At 65.7% G+C, this 18,530-nt stretch carries 14 protein-coding genes; 4 read left to right on the forward strand and 10 right to left on the reverse strand.

Annotated elements, in window-relative coordinates; translation table 11 throughout:
• Positions 1-13: 13 nt before the first annotated feature.
• The gene (locus GTW58_RS05530) at positions 14-1,135 is read right to left on the reverse strand and encodes a glycosyltransferase family 2 protein (RefSeq protein WP_157980401.1); all 1,122 of its coding nucleotides are present in this window, start codon (positions 1,133-1,135) and stop codon (positions 14-16) included.
• 381 nt (positions 1,136-1,516) lie between these two features.
• Here GTW58_RS05530 and GTW58_RS05535 point away from each other — a divergent pair, with 381 nt between their 5' ends.
• The 4 genes from GTW58_RS05535 (at position 1,517) to GTW58_RS05550 (ending at position 6,045) form a co-directional block, all read left to right on the forward strand.
• Positions 1,517-2,128, forward strand: coding sequence for a YveK family protein (locus GTW58_RS05535; RefSeq protein ID WP_157980402.1), 612 nt, complete (start codon positions 1,517-1,519; stop codon positions 2,126-2,128).
• 105 nt (positions 2,129-2,233) lie between these two features.
• Positions 2,234-3,463 carry a glycosyltransferase gene (locus tag GTW58_RS05540; protein WP_232817896.1) on the forward strand — a complete coding sequence of 410 codons (1,230 nt, stop codon included), beginning with the start codon at positions 2,234-2,236 and terminating at the stop codon, positions 3,461-3,463.
• Between the two features lies 1 nt (position 3,464).
• Entirely contained in the window at positions 3,465-4,958 is a 1,494-nt protein-coding gene (locus tag GTW58_RS05545; RefSeq protein ID WP_189587241.1) for a hypothetical protein, read from the forward strand.
• 7 nt (positions 4,959-4,965) lie between these two features.
• Complete coding sequence (locus tag GTW58_RS05550) at positions 4,966-6,045, forward strand: glycosyltransferase (RefSeq protein WP_119932048.1); 1,080 nt, start codon at positions 4,966-4,968, stop codon at positions 6,043-6,045.
• Positions 6,046-6,154: 109 nt separating this feature from the next.
• Here the strand turns inward: GTW58_RS05550 and GTW58_RS05555 are convergent, their stop codons facing one another.
• The 9 genes from GTW58_RS05555 to GTW58_RS05595 form a co-directional block, all read right to left on the reverse strand.
• A complete protein-coding gene (locus tag GTW58_RS05555) occupies positions 6,155-7,834 on the reverse strand; it encodes a lipopolysaccharide biosynthesis protein (protein ID WP_119932049.1) in 1,680 nt (559 codons plus the stop codon).
• A 16-nt stretch (positions 7,835-7,850) separates the two neighbouring features.
• Positions 7,851-9,812, reverse strand: coding sequence for an alpha/beta hydrolase family protein (locus tag GTW58_RS05560; protein ID WP_119932050.1), 1,962 nt, complete (start codon positions 9,810-9,812; stop codon positions 7,851-7,853).
• Positions 9,809-11,659 (reverse strand): alpha/beta fold hydrolase, encoded by a 1,851-nt coding sequence (locus GTW58_RS05565; RefSeq protein ID WP_119932051.1) that lies wholly within the window; start codon positions 11,657-11,659, stop codon positions 9,809-9,811. Before GTW58_RS05565 ends, GTW58_RS05560 begins: the two co-directional genes overlap by 4 nt.
• A complete protein-coding gene (locus GTW58_RS05570; RefSeq protein ID WP_157980403.1) occupies positions 11,656-14,436 on the reverse strand; it encodes a glycoside hydrolase family 2 protein in 2,781 nt (926 codons plus the stop codon). The genes GTW58_RS05565 and GTW58_RS05570 overlap by 4 nt, the downstream gene beginning before the upstream one ends.
• Entirely contained in the window at positions 14,436-15,422 is a 987-nt protein-coding gene (locus tag GTW58_RS05575) for a DUF1839 family protein (protein WP_052209266.1), read from the reverse strand. The genes GTW58_RS05570 and GTW58_RS05575 overlap by 1 nt, the downstream gene beginning before the upstream one ends.
• Positions 15,419-16,369 (reverse strand): class-II aminoacyl-tRNA synthetase family protein, encoded by a 951-nt coding sequence (locus GTW58_RS05580; protein WP_047688047.1) that lies wholly within the window; start codon positions 16,367-16,369, stop codon positions 15,419-15,421. The genes GTW58_RS05575 and GTW58_RS05580 overlap by 4 nt, the downstream gene beginning before the upstream one ends.
• On the reverse strand, positions 16,366-17,619 hold the full coding sequence (locus GTW58_RS05585) for an acyl-CoA dehydrogenase family protein (protein WP_081993491.1): 1,254 nt from the start codon (positions 17,617-17,619) through the stop codon (positions 16,366-16,368). The genes GTW58_RS05580 and GTW58_RS05585 overlap by 4 nt, the downstream gene beginning before the upstream one ends.
• Positions 17,619-17,882 (reverse strand): acyl carrier protein, encoded by a 264-nt coding sequence (locus GTW58_RS05590; protein ID WP_052209265.1) that lies wholly within the window; start codon positions 17,880-17,882, stop codon positions 17,619-17,621. The genes GTW58_RS05585 and GTW58_RS05590 overlap by 1 nt, the downstream gene beginning before the upstream one ends.
• A 201-nt stretch (positions 17,883-18,083) precedes the next feature.
• Positions 18,084-18,524: a holo-ACP synthase gene (locus GTW58_RS05595; protein WP_119932053.1), complete on the reverse strand. Its 441-nt coding sequence runs from the start codon at positions 18,522-18,524 to the stop codon at positions 18,084-18,086.
• Between the last annotated feature and the right edge of the window lie 6 nt (positions 18,525-18,530).

Below are 18,530 nucleotides of genomic sequence, written 5' to 3' on the forward strand. Positions count from 1 at the left end.
TGTCCGTGGGAACTCAGCGCCCCGTGGAGGGGTCGTAATCCACGTAACCGTCAATGGTGCCTTGGCGCTTCTGCAACCACTTCATGCCGCCGGGCAGCTTGGAGATCTTGTGCTTGACGGCCACACGCTTCTGCGCAGGCATCACACTGGCCGCAGCATCCAGCTGACGTTTGGCCTCTTCCAGATTGCCGTTGCGCAGGTTGGTAGCCATGGCCTTGAGCAGGCCCTGCGGCGAGCCAACGTCCAAGCGGTGCTCCACAAAGGCGATCTCCGCAGGGGTCATCTCATCCCGGAAGCGCTCCAGATTGCGCCGCAGGGCCTCGTCCTCACCAGCGTCCATGGCAGCACGGTTGGACATCATGGACCCGGCAGTCCACCAGATCATGCACAGCACCTCAGAGGTCCGGTGGAACCGCCACCCCGAGTAGATGGCGCGGATCCAGAACTCCCAGTCCTCCACAAAGGCCATGGTGTCGTCAAAGGTCCCCACCTCCTGGAAGAAGCGGCGGGGGAACAAAGCGGTGAAGGCACCAAAGTTGTACTGCAGGATGACCTCACGCTGCTTGGCGGGAGCCGGCATGGGTTCCCGGTGCATGGGCCGGGTGGTGTCCAGGCCGCCGCCGGTGACCTCCACGGACTGCGGAACCACAATCCAGTTGCCCTCCCCCAACGCCTCACGCTCGGCCATCATGCGGGTGATGGCCCCCGGGAGGTAGGCGTCATCCGAATCCAGGAACAGCACCCACTCACCCGTGTAGAGCTCCAATCCGCGGTTACGGGCGGAGGCCACTCCGCCATTGGGTTTGGAGGTGGTGATGATCTTGCGGCCAGGGATCTCCATGTCCGCGTACACGGACACCAGGTCCATGGCGTTGTCCGGTGATTCATCGTCCACCACAATGATTTCCAGATTGGGCCAGGTCTGGCGCAGCAGGGAGGAGATGGTCTCCCCCACGCTGATGCGGCTGTTGTAAACGGGAACGATCACGGAAACCAGCGGGTGAGACTCCAGCCCTGCCGTGTACTCAGTAGTGACCACGGGCTGATCCGCAGTCTCCAGCTTCTGACGGTCTTCTGGCGTGCTGTGACCGTGTTCAGACATGATCTGTTCCCCCTCAAGGTTGTGGAATGCCATCAGATGCTCCACGGGGCCTGCCTGGCCCTGCGGGGCGGCATCGTCAAGGATTCCCCTACCTGCGGCCACCGCACCTGCGGCAACGGCGTCCCCCTGACGCCGCAGCTTTGACCCAGATTCTACCGACCAGCCTCACTTCGCCCCGGCGGCGGTGTCCCCACATCTGCGCGTGTAATGGGTCTCATCCGCGGCCAGCGCCATCCATTTCGAGTAAATCCCATGTACCGTGGCCCATCGCAGGGGCTGTGACCGCGTGCTCGGGGAAAGCCGCGAACAACAACGGGTCCTGCACTGACGACGACTCATTCGTCCGTCACCGCATTCACTGCCCGGAACAGGGCCGGGAATGCCCATTGGGTTGGATTCATGAGGGGGAACACCGTGACGCTCGCGCGTTATCTCAAGGCATTGCGCCGCATGTGGCCGATCGTTCTGATCACCACCGTGATTGGCATTGCACTCGGGTTGGGCTCAGCACTGGTGATGCCCAAATCCTATGAGGCCCAGTCAACAATCTTTGTGAACGTGGCTGAGTCCACCACAGTCCAAGACCTGCAGATGGGTGAACAGTTCGCCCAGGCTCGCGCAGCCTCCTATGCAGCCATCGGCACCTCCTCACGGGTGCTTGAGCCCGTTGCCCAGGAGTTGGGGGATGGTGCCACGGCTTCTTCCCTGAAGACTCAGGTCACGGTGACCAACTCGCCCAACACGGCAGTTGTGACCGTCACCGGCACTGACGGTGACGCCCAGCGTGCGGCCAACATTGCTCAGGAAACCGCTCAGGCCCTGGTGGATGCTTCCGCACAGTTGGAGGGCGCTGACAACACCCAGGACTCCCCGGTTCAGCTGAACATCGTCCAGGAGGCGGTGGTGCCCAACGCTGCGGCAGCCCCGTCCCTGCCCCTGAACACTCTGGTTGGCGCAGTTGTCGGCCTGGTGATCGGGTTGCTGATCGTGCTGGCACGCGCGGGATCCACCCGCCGCCCTGCCTGAGCGGCCACCACCCACCCACCAGCCGGGTCCTGGCAGCGGCCGCCACCGCGGCGGCTCTGACAGCCACCCCGCATTCAGCACACCCCACACGGCAAGGAGTCTGTGGTGAGCCCCTACGCAACCACCCGAGTGATCGTGGTCTGCCCCACTGAGTACGGTGGCCAGATCGAACACGCTGCGGACACCGCCATGGCCTTGGCGGCCGATCCCGCCGTGGAGCAGGTGATCCTGCTCTCCCGCCCCGGTGCCGCCGCCTACCTGGGGCAACCACAGATGCATGGTTTGCGCATTGTGGAGACCGTTCCGCCGCGGCGAACCTCCGGATTCGGTCCCCTGCGCCGAGTTGTTCAGGTGCTGGACCTGGTGCGCGAACACGCACAGATCCGGGAGCTGAGCCGCCGCGGTGGCGAAAACATGGTGCTGGCCCTGGACTCTTCCAAGTACCCGTGGCCCCGGTTGCTGACCGCCAAGAGCTCCCAGCGCCTGGCACTGTTCCTGCACAACGTCAAACCCCACCACGACGAGACCGCCGCATCTGCCCGCGAGCGTGTGCTGCGCTACTTGGAGTTGGGCGCTGCCCGGGGTGTGGATCGCGTGATCGTCCACGGTGAGGACCAGAAGCGCACGGCACGGGCCAGCGTCCCCGGAGACCTGGTGGCCGTCACATTGCCCACCTCCACCCGGATCGACGACGTTGCCACCGCTCCGTCCGTACCCGTGGAGGTTGCCGACGACGACGCCGGCCACGCCTCCACCTCTGCCCGGCGTGCCACCCAGGACCTGACGGCGCTGACCAGCTCCCCGTACGCCTTGGTGTTGGGAGAACTGCGAGCCAACAAGGGCGTGGAACTGGCCATCGATGCTGCAGGTCATGCTGGTGTGCCACTGGTGGTGGCAGGCCGTGCGGAAAGCGCTGAATTGGGGCGTGAGCTGGCCGATCGAGCCCGGCGTGCCGGAACCGTGACGGTTGTGGACCGGTTCTTGGAACGCTCAGAGTTCACCCAACTGTTGGAACAAGCCACTGTGGTGGTGCTTCCCTACACCCACTTTGATGCCCAGTCCGGGATCTTGGCCAAAGCTGTGGCTGCGGGGCTGCCCATCGTGGCCTCGGACCTGGCCTCCCTGCGGGAACAGGCCGGAGAGCACCAGCCGGCGGTCTTTGCTGATGTTCACAACACCAAAGATTTTGCCGCAGCCCTGCGTCAGGGTTTTGATGCCGCAATGGCCCAGCCCCGCTCGGCTCAATCCGCGCCGGCTGGTGCCCCGGACCGTTCGGATTGGGATGCCACGGTCAACGCGGTCCTGAACACACGTCGTCGTGGTCGGAGGCACTGACATGCCGTCCTCACGCGCCCCTTGGGACACCGGCGCGCTGCCCGCGCAGCGTGGCCCGCGGTGGATGCACGCTCCGCGGCACTCGCAGTTGCCAGAAGGTCGTGAGTACCCGGAAACGGGGACATTCTTTGATCGTGCCCTGGCGGCATTGTTGATCCTGCTCTCCGCCTTCCCGTACGCGGGAATCGCGCTGGGCGGCAACACCAACGTGCCGATTTCCTCTTTTGTGGCCACCATTCTGGTGTTGCGCTGCATCAAGTACATTCCGCTGATGGCGGTGGCGGTGGTCTTTGCCTCCATCCCGTTCTTCTCCGCGTTCATCCGGATGTTCTACGACCCCACCCCGCTGCAGATCATCCCGGTGATCACCTGGATCGCTGCGACCTTGGCGCTGCCGGGTGCTGCAGCCGCCGTGATTTTCCTACGACGACGCACCATCCCGTGGCTGTCCTGGACACTGATCGGCTCCGCGGGGTACGCGGTGATCCAGAAGCACGTGTTCATTGACACCTTGAACATCGTGCCCTTCCCGGCCCTGTACGAACTGCCGGGCTACGCCAACCTGCTGCCGTTCGAGGAAACCTTTCTGACCTACGTCCGCAGGCCGTTCGGCTTCTTCCCGGAGACCTCCTTCATGGTGGGAACCGTGACGCTGATGGCCATGGTGCTGATTGTGCTGATCCGGCACTACGGAATGTCTCCGGCGGCCCGGGACTGGATTGCTGTGGGCCTGGCCGTGTGGGCCACGGCCGTGAGTGGTTCCGGCTCCGCGGTGTTCGTGCTGGGGGCTGTGGTCATGGCCATGGTGTTGCCCGTGGCCATACGCCGAGCATGGATCGGGGTCCTGGGCGTTCCGGCGGCTGCCGCAGGTGCCTACCTGGTGGCCAACAGCGTGTTGGAGGAACGTTCCAGCTCCTTCAACTGGTCCTGGGCGGACCGCGGTTCCTCCATCCAAGCCGTGTTCAAGCGGTTGTTCGAGGACCCCGGAGCGTTCTGGGGTGGCTTGGGCCGTGGCCGCGTCAATGAAGAATTCGTTTCCAGCAACATGCCCACGGAGACCTTCACCTACTACAACCCCATTGAGGACATCTTCTCCGTGAGCGGGCGCATGGTGGCGGAGAACGGCATGCTGGTGGGCGGTTTGGCTTTTGTGCTCATGTGCTTGCTGCTGTTGCGTTCCGGTGGCCGAGTGCCCATTTTCTACGGAATCCTGCACGTGTTCGTGTGGGGCGTGATTGCCGGCGGCACCATCACCTATGACAACGCCTTCTGGTTGTGGGGTGGCGCCGGTGTCTGCCTGGGCCTGGAACTGACCCGCCACTGGCCGGACAAGCCTGTGCCCGAACACCGTCTGATTCCCAGCACCGCTCAGATCGAGGCCGATCTGGACCGTGAACTGGATGACCTGGAGGCCGAGGACCGGCACAGCGAGCTGGGCACATCCCACGCGCCGGTGGCAACCGCTGATTCAGGGCACACCCCTTCCGAGAACTAGGAGCAACATGCGCATCCTGCACGTGGTCAATGATGCCGACACCGGCGGGGCACAAACTCTGATCGAGGCTCTGGCCCAGCGCCGGGGTCCGCAGGACGAGGTCCACATCCTGGTGCTGCTGGGACGCGGCGGTCTCAGCGATCGTCTGGAGGCAGCAGCCACCACCGTGGACTACGTGGGCATGAGCCGCAAGGAAGTTCTACCGGCCCGCGCATCCGTGCACCTGCTGCGGTTGGTGCGCAAGCACAAGATCGACGTGGTGCACTCACACCTTCACCAGTCCGATCTGGTCAACGCCATCACCCCGCACGGACGACCCCGGATCTCCACCCAGCACGCCGGCGAGGACGCCTCCTCCTCCAAGGTGGCCCACGCCGCCTGGAAGGCAGCCGGCAAGATGTCCTTCCGCATGGACCAGATGGTGGCCTGCTCCCCCTCCGCCCGGAACATCACGGCCGAGTTCGGCTACACGTTCCCGCCGGAAAAGATGCCCGTGATCTTCAACGGCACCACAGTCACCCAGGCGCCGTCGCCGAATCCCGGTGGTCAGCTGTTGCTGCACCTGGCACGGTTCGCCCCGCCCAAGGACCACCGCAACCTGTTGGAGACCATGGCCCGGGTACACGCACAACACCCGCAGGCGCGATTGTTGTGCGCCGGCAACGGTGTGGATGAGGCCAACACGCAACTGAGAACGTGGCGCACTGAACTGGGTCTGGACGGTGTGGTGGAGTTTGCAGGCACCATCACCAATGTCCGGGAAAAGCTGCGCCAGGCTGCTGCGTTGATTTTTGCCAGCTACAACGAGGCTCTGCCCATGGCGGGGCTGGAAGCCATCAGTGAGGGTCTGCCGGTGATCACCACCCGTGCCGGGGACGCCGCGTTCATGACCGTGGACGAGCACCTTGCCGTGCCCCCGCGGGACCCGGATGCTCTGGCAGCCGCTGTGGACTGGTTCCTCACCCGCACCCCGGAGCAGGTTGATGACCTGCGTCAGGCTTCCTGGGAGCTCTCCCACAGGGACTTCGACATCAACCGCGCCACCGAGCGTTACATGGCCATCTACCGGGATCTGGCCCACTCCTGACCGGGTCTCACCCGGTACTGCCCCTCACACGGTAATACCACTCACCCCGCTGACGCCCCGATGGCCCACCACCACCGGGGCGTCAGCACCTGGGTGGTGGTCACCTGTGTCAGGCGCGGCCCGGTTCCTCTGCGTCCCGGGCCTCCTGGTCGGTTGTGCTCCGGGCGTTGTCCTCAGTGGCGTTCTGGGCCTGCCGCTGCGCCACCAGGGCTTCTGAGTTCTCCTCACTCATCTCAGCCACCACAGCGCCGTCGGCCCGTACCAGCTTGAGCATCCGCAAGGCCATCACTGCCAGACCCGCACCGACCACCAGGATGGTGGGCCAGGTGGGCAGGAAGTACGCCACCAGCAGCGCGAATCCGGCGTAGAGCAGAGCACCACCTGCCATCCCGCCCCATCGGGTGAGGTCGCTGCGCTGCAGCCCGTAGGAGACGTCCTTGTTGGCCAGGTACATCTGCACCCCGGACATCAGGAAGCTGGGCAACACGGTGGCCAGCGCCACCACGGTGATGCTGTCCGTGAAGGTGGCAAGCCACACTGCGGGCAGGGTCAACACCAGCGTGGTCAGGCTCAGGATGGAGGCGCGCACGGCTGAGCCACGCAGGTTCATCACCAGGTTGGCCGGCTGGGTGATGGCCTCGGCCATGATGCCCAGAGCCAACATGGACAGTCCCAGCGCGGCAGAGGCGAAGTCATCGCCCATCCACGCGGTCATCAATTCCGTGGGAATGGTGGCCAGGGCAACGCCCATGAGCAGGCCGATGCCCACGGTCAGGGTCAGACAGTTCTTGAGGATCTGTGCCGCCTTGTCAGGGGTGGCAATGCGCAACGGATACCCGTAGGGCAGGGCAATCCAGGAGACCACCAGACGGCAAGACTGGTACACGCGCATGAGGGCACCGAAGGCGGTGGTGGCGTGCAAGCCCAATGTGGGACCCACCAGGAACAACGGCAGCTGGTAGATGCCCAACTGGGACAGCGCACCAATGGACATCACGGAAGAGATCTTGATCAGGGGCTTGCCGTGGTCGCGCCAAAGCCCTGGGCCAAAGACCGGGGAGCTGAACCGGCGGGCCACGGCCACCATGCACACCAGCGGCGGCAGCATCAAGGAGAGGCATTCCACCACCACGATGCCCAGCAGCCCGGTGTCCGTGACCACCACCACCGCATAGCCGGCCGCACGGCCCAGAATGGCAATCACCGCAGCCTTGCGCTCAATGTCCGGGCGGTTCAAGCCCCACAGTACGGAGTTCATGCCGCGGCCCACCAGGGAGATGAACAGGGTGAGCCCGGCCAGGATGGTCATGGGCCACAAGATCGCCTGGTCCTGCTCAGGGATGGTCACTGCCTGCAGGTAGAGCGGGAAGATCAGCGTGTAGACGGCGGTCAGCACCGTGGCAAGGATCAAGAACACCAGCAGGGCTGCGGTGACGAACATGCGGCGATCACGCTGGTAGTCCACGTTGTCCGGAATACCGGTCAAGGTACGGACAATTCCGGCCCCCAGACCAAAGTCCGTCATGGTCAGCATCTGGATGGCACCGATGGCCAGCACCCACAGGCCGTAGGAGCTGGCACCCACAATGGAGACCGCCAGCGGGTAGAGCAGCAGCAGACCAAAGATGGAGGTGAATCCGGACAGGTAGTTCCACAGGATGTTCTGGCCCAGCCGTGATGCGCTGGTGTCCGCCCCTGTGCTGTTCTCAGTCTGCTTGCGGCCGCTCTCAACCACCTTGCGGTGTTTACCGGCGCCGCGGCGTTTCTTCCCCGAGTCCGTTGTGGCCATGCCTTGGCGCGCCTTCCTAGATGATGGTGGCCCTTGTGCCTGCAGCGCCCTGGAGAGGGTCGGATGGGTCGCGGTCGGTTGTCCCCGGTTGACCGTGGCGCGAACGGTCGGCCTCCCCAAAGGCCGATCCCGCTCCTACAAGGAGTTCGAGCAGGATACTACGCACCGCCACCCTGGCGGCGGCACTCAGCAACGCGTGGTCAAGTTCGGGGACAGAACGCACCACAAGCCCGCTGGCTTGGGACAAGACCTCACCTGATCGGTGGCGGGTGAGCAGAATCTCACGGTGGGCAGCCCCGGATTCAGGACCCACCCCAGCGCCACCACGTCCACGACGACGCTGGGCCCGGCTGGCGGCCCATGTCCCGTTGAGCTGGTGGAAGCGCAGCAGGTCTTCGCGCCCCTGCACCAGTTCCAGCCCCGGCACATCCGTCTGGTCCAGGACCAGGGATGGCGCATCCACCAGGCCGGTGTACCCCATCAGATGCCACAACCGCGCCGGTGCGTTGTTCTCCAGGGTGTCCTTGGCTAGGGACAACCAGCCCTTGAGTCGGCGTGGCAGGTGGGCGGCGTGCACGAGGAGGGAGCTGTGGGCGGCGTCGTCGTGCGGTGTACCAGGTTCCGGTTGTTGAGTGGCCGCAAGGGCAGCAGGTGCCCCGTCCCAGCCGGCGATCTTGGTGTAGACCCGCTGGTAATGGGTGGTTCCGGTGCGCCAGGCGATGTTGTTGAAGGCGATCACGCGCTGCAGTCCGCAGGCCTCTCCGGCCTTCATGAGCAGCCAGGAGCCCACACACAGGCCCACCCCTGTCACGGGTGCCCCGGTGTGGCGGGCCAACCAGGCGATGTCCGCGCGGACGGCGTTGATGGCGGCTTGTTCGTAGGGAATGGGGGGGTCGTCGTCCAGGGGGTCGGCCAGCACCCCACAACGGGGTCGGTCCGTACGCAGCACCGTGAGACCAGCGGCGGCCAGGTCCCGCGCGCAGGCGGTCCACAGTCCGGTGGGGCCATCCATGGGCTCAGCGGCCGCCGAGACCATGAACACGGCATGACCGGAAGCGTCCTGAGTCCCGTCTGCGGTCCTCGCCGCTGTTCTTGCTGGGGTGACGTCCCCGGGGGCAGCGGTGAAAATGCCTGGACTGCCCGCGTCAGTGACCACCAAGCGCTCAACCACGGTGGACCCGGCATGAACCAGCTCCATGGTCTCAAGCGGCTGGAGATCCACGGCGGACTCGGCGCAACCACGCGGCTCAGCCAGGTCAAGGGCGATCTGCTGAACACTGCTGCGCGGCACTCGGGCGAACTCGCTGGAGACCTCGTAGAGCAGTTCGGCACTTCCACGGTCTTGCTCCGTGCGCACTGACCATCCGTCAGGCAACGGCCCGGTGCCGGGGTCCTTGAACCGCTTGAGGGCATCGGCTTGAGCAGGCGTGTAGAGCTCCCCGGAGGTTTCAGTGCCCAGGGCGGGATCCGCCACGGGGCGCGCCACGCTCATCCTGCGCAACGCAGCCGCTTTGCGCAGGTAGGCACGGCCTCCCACCGGTTCCCACAAGATGCCCTGGTGCACAGGCACCTGATGGGTGGCGGCAGCGCTGCCCAGGACAGCTGCCCCGATCCGCAGTCCCACTGCTTTCAGCGGCACGCCAGGTGCGCGTCTGCCGAGCTCACCCACAGCAGCCATGACGTCCTGCTGCCAGGCCTCATACAGATTCTCCGGGGCCGGGTGCGAATCGCCCGTGCCACGCAGCGCGATCCGCAGAACCGCGGCACCGCGCAAGGCCAACTCATGGCTCAACGCAACCAGCGCCCGAACGCTCACCACTTGTTCACGCCCCACGGGAGCCACCAGAACCACGCCGAAACGGGCTCGCCCACTGCGGGGAGCCTCAAGCACACCGTGAACGCCGGCGTCAGGGAAGCCGTCAGCTCCCGGAACACGAATCCATGTGGGAATCGGCCCGGTGGTCAGGGACGTGGTCACGACGCCGTTGGGGCAATGTGCGGCTGTGCGTCTCCTGCCGCGTGGTCCCCCACCAGCTCGGTGCGCAGGGTCTCCAGGACCGTCCTGCACCCGGTTGCCGTAATGACGGAGTGGTCCAGACGATCACTTTCCACGGATCGGACGCTGCGCCCGGCAGCGGAGAGCTTGTCCACGGCCCGATCCGCCCGGGTGACCTGCCACCGCGGAAGATCATCCGGGCCGTTGAGCACCACCACCCGGGTGTTGCGACTCAGAGGCTCCAGCACACGTTCGGGGGTCTCCAGCCTCCCCTGCTTGCCGGCCAACTGCCACAGCACGTACGGCATACGTGTGCGCAGCAGCTGCACCACCTGGTCGCGGAGCACCGCCTTGACGGCAGGCAGACCCTGGCTGATGCGGAGGTCATTGAGCCACAGGACGCGGTCCAGCACCCCCGGCAGCCCGGGCCGGATCTTGCGCGTGGGCATCTGCGGGGCAGCTGAGTTCCGTGCCGCCCGGTTGACCGTGCCCGTGGCTGCTGCTGTGCGCGGGGCATCGGCGTTGTAGGTTTCCCGCACTTGCTCCCACAACTGCTCGGACATCTTCCATTCGGCGTGCCCGATCAGTACCAGGCTCTGAACATTCAACGGTGAACCGTGCACCGCAGACAGCCCTGCCGCCCACGCGGATGAACACAGCAGCCCCGCATGCACGGGCTCGCATCCGTTGGACCTCAGCCAGTCCACCGATTCCTGGAAGCTCACAGCACTGCGGCGGGTGTAGCTGTTGGTGGCCCGAATGGCGTCCACGGGCGTGGAATCGCCCACCAGGGGCCGGTCCACCCGCAGGGTGACCAGTCCGTCTGCTGCCAAGGCGCGGGCAATCAGCGGCCATTCGCCACCTCCGTAGCGGGGATCCGGGCCACCACCTGAGACGAACAACCCTTCCGCCCCGCGGAAGTCTCCGGGTTCGCCGTAGCCCTGTGCCCAGGTGACCACTCCCACCCGGTGTTCCGGGCCCACTTCCACCACACGTTCGTGCAACTGGTGGCCGTTCGCATCCGTCCAGGTGTTCTCCAGCACGGTGTGCAGTTCCGCTGCCACCGGGCGAGCCGTGGCTGCCGGCAGGGCGTCACGGACGCGGTTCAGGACGTCATCGTGCACTCGGATGTCAAAGGGCTCCACGCCGTACATGGCTTTGGCGCGGCGCTTGTCCGCCTCCTTGACCTCCACCACCGTGGTAGCCGCGCCGGCCGCTTGCTCTGTGCCCTCATCAGCGGCACCTGGCTCCGATGTCACCGTGTCGCTGGGCTGTGGAATACCTAAAGTGCTGAACTGCTGGGCCTGCTCCGGGGTGAGGGCCATGCCCAGAAGGTCCACCAGCCCCTCCGTGTCAGGGACGTGATGTGCAACGGTGTGCCGCAGTCGGGACCACTGGCGGACAAAAGTCTTGCCGGCCACCGGTTCCCAGGAGACCACGGTGTCGAACTCCTCCAGCATGCTGCCCACCACCGCGGCACCGGTTCGGTACCCCACGGCATGCGTGGGCAGATCGTGGACGCCCAGCAGCTGACGGGTGCCGTCCACCACGGCCCGGACATCCGCCTGCCACGCCTGGACGGCGTCGTCCGTGGGCAGCAGCGGCTGGGAATCCAAACTTCCACGCCATCCAAAACGCACGGCGGTGAATCCGGCCTGCGCCAAGATGATGCACAGCCTGCGGATGGTCAGCGCGGACAGCGTCAACTCACGTCCGGCCGGCGGTGCCACCACCACCAGGCCACGGCTTGTGGCCTCTGGCGAGGTGTGGACCCAAGCCAGCACTGCAGCGGATCCTGTACCGATCCACGTCGGTTCTCCCTTGATCATTTCTGCCTCTCCTGGGTCTCTGCCGGTGTCTGCGGCCAGTTCTTGGCCAAGACCACGGCGATCTCCCGTTTCTCCCCCGGACCCAAAGTCATCACATCGTCTTCTGCCACCACACCCGGCCCCACATCCACGCTGACCCCTGCCGCCGAGAGTGAGGACTCCCGACCCACCTCCCGGAATCCGTCCGTGTGGCCACCATCCAGCTGACTCAGGGACAGCCCTTCCAGCAGATCAGCAGCGGCGTCCCGGTGCCCATCACCCAGAAGCCGGGTCTCCCGCAGGCAACGCACAGCGCAGTTTCCCCCGGGGTCCCCGATGCCATCAGGGATGATCTCCACGGCCACGGCCTCCCATTGCCGTAGCCCAAAACCCCATGTGTGGTTCAGGTCCAGGAACCCACCCAGGACCTGCTCCACGTTCCAGATCTTCTCCCCGGCCCCTGGCATTTCCACCTGCACCCGGGCAGAGGGACCAGCCACTGCGTGTCGGCTCCAGGTCCTGACCTCCATCATGCCCGTGAACGGCTCATCACGGTCATGGAGTACGTGAATGTGAAGCCCGGACAGTCCGTCGTCCACAATGCGCACCGCGGTGTCTGCGCACGCCCGGCGCATGGCGTACCAGGTGGCCTTGGGCCGGCCCGTGTGATCCAACAATCCCCACCCGGGCCCTGCCGTCAGATCGCGGCTGGAGAGGATCACCACACCGTCACACCCGGAGGCCTCCCGCCGCAGATCCGTCAGTGTGTGTTCCACGGCGCGGGCCGCAGCCACCCGCTCCGCCTGCAGTTGCTGTTCTCGACTCAGTTGCGCCCAGAACGAACCCGCTGGGGCCGAACCCCTTGAGACCAGATCTGTTGGCACCAGACCCGTTGCGCCCTGGGGCGGTTCCTCAGGGTTCGACGGCGCCCCACCGGCCGCCCCGGTGTCTGCCTCCAGGCCCGGCTCCAACCAACGGCGGGCATAGTGCACCGTGGTGTCCTCGAAGTCCCAGGACGCACCGGGGTCCTTGGCGGCACCGGCACGCCAGGTGGTGCGGGCGTCGTCGTTGTGGTCAGCAGTGGCAGAGCCGAAGGCGGCTGCGATCTGGGAGGCGGCTGGTGGCACACCAAAGGCCAGGGCCTCCACGGCAAACCGCACCCCGCTGGTCCGGGTGTCCGTGAGTGGGCGACGGTAGGCCCCCACCCCGAACCAATGGGAGATCCCGGTGTCCGGACGTGTGGGCGGTGTGCCCCCACTGGGGCTGGAGGGCACATGAACAACCTGCGGTGCCAACTCGGCACACAGCCTGGGAATCAGGTCCTCGATCACCGGAATCTGAATCGTCGCCAGGTCCCGGCCCCACAGCACGGGTTGCTGCAACACCTCGTTGCCACCGGAGAACACCGCCACGCAGGCGTGGGCTGCCAGCCGGGGCAACCAGGTGCGCAGCTCTGCCTCCACCAGCGCCAGCCATTCCGGCTCCGAGGGCGGATCCAGTGTGGCCAACATGGCGTCGTGCCACACCATGACTCCGTGCTGATCACAGGCATCGTAAAAAGCTTGTTGTTCCCAGGCATGCGTCCCGGAAATCCGCAGCAGGTTGGCCCCGGCGGCACGCATGGCCCGGACCATCCGATCGATTTCGGCAGGGTCACCACCCAGGGTCACAGGGTCCACGGGGGTCCAGACGGCACCGCGGGCAAAGATCTTGCGTCCGTTGACCGCCAGAGCGAATCCGCCGTCATGCTGCTCGGCCGTGATGTGGCGAAAACCCACCTGGCACTGCTGGATGGTGTGCCACGGCTCCTCACCCGGGCCACGCACGGAGACCGTCAGTAGGTGCAACTGCGGCTGACCGTGGGTGGCCGGCCACCACAGCGCAGGATCTGCCACGGCGAGCACCAGGGTGCGCTCGCCGGCTTCCAGCGCCCATTCCTCCGTGACCACTGTTGCCTGTTGCCCGGGTGCTGCGCATGTTGCCCGCACGGTCACCTGCTGCGGCACCCGCACGGAGACCTCGACCCGACCTGTGGCATCAGCCGTGGCAGTTCCACCTGGCCGGTCCAGTGCGGTACGTACACCCTGCACCTCCACACCGTGACCGTCCACGGGTTCCAGGGTGGCCTCACCCCACGGACCCACCACGGGGTGGGTCCCGGACCACGGGATGCGCCCGATCAGCGGCGTACGCCGCCAGCGCAAGGAGGAATCCGCCACCAACGTTGAGCGCCAGCGGGGTCGGGGTTTACGCGGCACCGGCACCAACGACGGCGCTCGGCACACCACGGCCAGTTCATGGGTTCCAACAGTTCCCGCAAGATCCACCACGACGTCGTCCAGCCCACTCACCGAATGTGCCACCCGCTGCCCGTCCCAGAAGACTTCAGAAACGGTGGCCACCCCGCACAAACGCAAGCGCCACGTGCGTGCAACGGAACCACCCTGGTGGCTGGGCCCATCCGGGAACTGCACAGAGGTGCTCCACCACCAGTCGAAGTCATCCGGGTGCACGAGTGATTGGCCACCCGACTCCCGGGCATCCAGTGGATCAAGTCCCGCATCGCGCAATGCACCCGCCACGGTTCCGGGAACCGTGGCGGCAACGGAGTTGATCACGGTGTCTGGATCCTGCTCCCACCCCACGGCAGCAGAGATCACGTCCTGGAGGAGCCCGTCATGCACCGAGTCCGGCCGGCGGGCAGTGCTGGGTAGCAACGTGCCGTCCCATTGGAGGTCAGCAGAGAATGCCACTGCCCCGGCTCGGGTACGCCTCAGGCTCCAGTCCAGCTCAGTCATCACGGTCCGGCCCACTCCCTCAGGGTGGCGGCAGCCAGGGCCCACTGTTCGCTGATGGTGGCCATGGTGGTTTCCAGGGAGGCTGACTTGCGTCCACGAGCCACCCGGGCCAGCTGAAACTGCAGCGCCTTGGACTCCTTGCTCACCGTCACGTATGCCTCAGCGGCCCCCTGGATCTCCTCCACGGCGCTGAACCTCACGGCCTCTGCCGCCAACATGCTGACCACTCCCAGCTGCCGTGTGGTCTCAAAGCACAGGGCGTGATAGCCATCCATGCCGGCCTCAGCCAACCAGTCGAAGTGCGAGCGCACCACGTCCATCAGCTCGGCCACCGGGTTGTGGGCTGTGGCCCGCAGCGCGTGGTGACGCAGCAAGCGGACGGTGTGCGCACGGGCGTCGTCGTCGTTGGCGGCTCCCAGACGATCCAGGCGCACCAACTCCACGTACGGTGCCGGCACAATGCCCTGGCTGCGCTGCTCACCCAGGACAAAGTCAAAGTCCTGGCCGCGCAGTTCGTGCAGGCCCTCGTTGTGGAGATAGACCAGGTGACGCTGCTGCGGGTCCACCCGCAACGGCACTATGGAGGTCTTGGTGTGCTCCGTACCGTAGGAGATGCCGCGGGTGTCCGGGAGCCAATGTGCATCGGCCTCGATGATCATGAGGTTGCCTGCCGCCATCTGCGTGAGCACATGCTCCAGGAGCGGTTTCCAGACGTCGTACTCCCCCACCCGCAGCCCGTGGACCTCCTCCAGGTCCCGGTGATCCACCTTCAGGAACTCGAACTGTTCCACCTGGGTTTCGGCCGCAACGGCCGCAGCAAACAGCGGCTCGGGGCGCCTTCCCATGCCGTGCAGCAGCTCAACCCACACATCCAGGTAGCAGTTGGTGTTGGACCACAGCGACTGGTCCTGATGCAGCGGATGAGGTGTGAAACCTTCCGCGCTCAGACCTGGGAACACAGCACTGGTGGCAGGCCCTGCGCTCATGCGGCATCCAGTCCCAACAAGTCGCGGACGGACTCAGGCCACGTCCGCAGGTCCGTGCCGTGGGTGCGCGCCAGGGCCAGGGCAATGCGTTCCAGTCCAAAGCCGAAGCAGGCCGAATGCGCCACGGAACCATCCGGGGTGCGCAGGTCGAACTCCGCCCCGAAGTGGTCCTCGTGGTAGTTGCCGGAGGAGATGGCGGTGTTGCGTCCCGGATAGATCTCAGTGGTGATCTCGAACTTCAGTTCCGCGGCCCGCTGGCCCTTGGCCAGCATGACCCCGGCCCGCCCGAAGAACGGGTCATTGGCACCCTCGACGGTGACTGCCAGCCCCAGGCCAGCCAACAGGCCTTGCCCAAGCTCCAGCATGGCGGTGCGGTGGGCCACGGCCTGCTCGGGGCTGCCCACCAGCACGAACTCCAACATGCGGAAGCTGACCAACCGCATGGGATCCGGTGAGGGCTCATTGCGGAAGCAGTCGCCCGTGATGGTCCACACGGTGCCGTCCACGGTGGCGGCGTTGACCTGGCTCAGCCACGCGTAGAGCGGATGGCAGGCGGCAGGTACCAGGGCGTAGTCGCTGGTGTGCAGGTGACCGTCCCAGGGCAGACCGGCCTCACGGTCAGCCAGCAGGCGGCGGTGATCCTTGGTGTCCCCGGAGAACACGTCCACGGTGCCCAACAGCTGCGGGAAGCTGGCCACGTAGTCGGTGCGTTCCAGCATGGAGCGCCCGTTGACCGGTGGGAACCGCACGGACTGCAGAGCACCCGGACGTGGCAGGTGCCTGGCCACACGGTCCCGCGCCAGGCGTTGCAGGCCCTGGATCACGGCCTCCATGGCCACGCCGGTTCCGGTGACACCAGCACCCAATGTGGGCAGCAGCCACTGCGCTTGGAGCAGCTCGGCCTCAAAGGCACGCTCGGCGTCGAGGACATCAGGTTCCGTGGTCATCGCCGCCCCCTGGAAACCATTTGGAGGGTGGCCGTGTTCTTCAGAATGCGGTCATTGTTGACCTGCAGGGACGGACCCATGGCATCACGCAGAGGGCGAGCCAGGGACCACGGCCCGGTGTTGGAATAAGAGGCAATGCCCACGATCACCATGGCATCCCCCACAATCTGCCGCACCAGCTCAGAGGTGGAGACCTTGAGGGTGTTCATGGCAATGGCAAAGGGCATGGAACCCAGCACGGAGACGTCATCGGCCTGGTCTGCAAACCGCCGCACGTTCACGCGCACCACGTCCGTCATGCGCTGCAGCTCGATCTCCAGTTCAGCCAAACGCAACGCACCTGGCGGGAGTTCGCCCGGAGTGGCCCGGGCCTTTTTCTGAACGAACTTCCGGGCCAGATCCCCCGCCGCACTGGCCAGCCCCAACCAGGAGGAGGCCCACAGCGTGTGGGAGGCCGGGAGCATGGTGTGGGAGGAAATGGTGGCAAAGTCCACGGGCAGCACGTGATCCGCGGACACCGTGGCTTCCAGTTCAAACCCTTCAGACATGGTCCCCCGCAGACCCAGTGCGTCCCAGGGTGTGGTCCGGTCCAGCTTCAGGGCGGACTTGGGCGCCACCACAAGGACTTGCTCGGAGGAGGGCGCTTCCGGATGACGCCGGGCGGTGACCAGGATGGCGTCCGCATAACGGGCATAGGAGATCACCGGCGCGGACTTGCACACCGTGACAGTCCCGTCCCCGTTCTCCACCACAGCGCACGACGACGTCCGGGTGTCCCCGCCAATGTTCTTCTCCGTGGTGGAGGAGGCCAGCAGCCACTGCTCGGCCGCCACTCGCTCGGTGACGGCCGTGAGCGCGGACTCCTGCTCCAAGTCCACATGGCGAGTCAGGCACAACTCTTGACTGAAGTGCATGGCAACGATTGCCGCCGTGGAACCGCACACGCGGCCCAGCTCCTCGATCAGTGCGCACAACTCAACAATGCTGACGGCACGCCCGCCGCGAGCCTGGGGCACCACCGCACCGAAAATCCGCTGCCGGCGGCATTCGCCAATGGCCTCGTGCGGAAACCTGCCCTGTCGATCGACGTCGTCCGCGTGTTCGCGCGCCACCGCAACGACGGCCTCAACGCGCTGCTCCCACGTGTTGTGGGTGTCCGGCGGCAGATCCCGGACCACGGTGGTGCCGGTGGGAATTTCGTGCTGATCAGCAACCTTGTCCGTGGCACCCAATTCGGTGCGTAGGCTCATCACTGCTCATCCTGCAAGGTGGCCACTGCCTGGGCGATCGAGTCCAGGGACTCGAAAGTCTCCTTGGTGAGCATCTCCTCCGGGAACTCGATGTCAAAGGCATCTTCCACGCCCAGCATCACGTTGACCGAGGCGTGGGAGGTCATGCCCGCGGTGTAGAGACTCTCCGATGCGCTCAAACTGGCGGCGTCACTACTCAGGTGGGCATGCTGTGCCACCACGTCCCGAATGGTCTCCACCAGCTGCGAACGGTCCTGACTCACGATTCATCCCCAATTCTCCCGGCCTGCATGCCGGGATTTCCCCACGAGCTGCTGACGTGCAGCTCACTGCGTGGGCCTGCCCGCGATGAGCAGGAACCCACAAAACTCCCCGTCCGCGGCGCCGCCCGAGCCCCACGAACCGGCACGCGTGGTCAGGTCCCCACCTGAGCATCTGCGGCCACATGCAATTCTACCGTAATTCTATGATTTTGCACCAGTCAGTGCGACAACTGTTGCGTAACCAGAAGCGGTGACACCGTGGCCACAGAACCATGACCAGGCCCTCCACTGGTCAATGCCCTGGCGCTGAGCGGTCTGCAGCGCACCATCGGTCACATGCACGGACCACCTCTGGGCCCCGGCAGGCACGCCGTCGTGGTCTTCCACACCGGCCGGGGACTTGTGCACGGCGATCCACCGCCACGCCCAAGGCTCGTCCGAGCGCACGGCGAGGGCCTTGGCCACGGCTTCCTTGAGGGCATAGCGCTGGGTGATCTCCTCCACGGACATGGAGGTTCCGCTGTGCTCAGATGTGGCCAGCACCGTGTTCAGGTAGCGCTGACCGTGGTGAAGCCACGCTTGACGGACGGCACGGGCCGACTGGGTGTCACACCCCACCGCGACGACGCATGGCTGGTCCACCTGGGC

Origin of the sequence: Kocuria subflava (genome assembly GCF_012163155.1) — a bacterium.
Classification (GTDB): Bacteria; Actinomycetota; Actinomycetes; order Actinomycetales; family Micrococcaceae; genus Kocuria; species Kocuria subflava.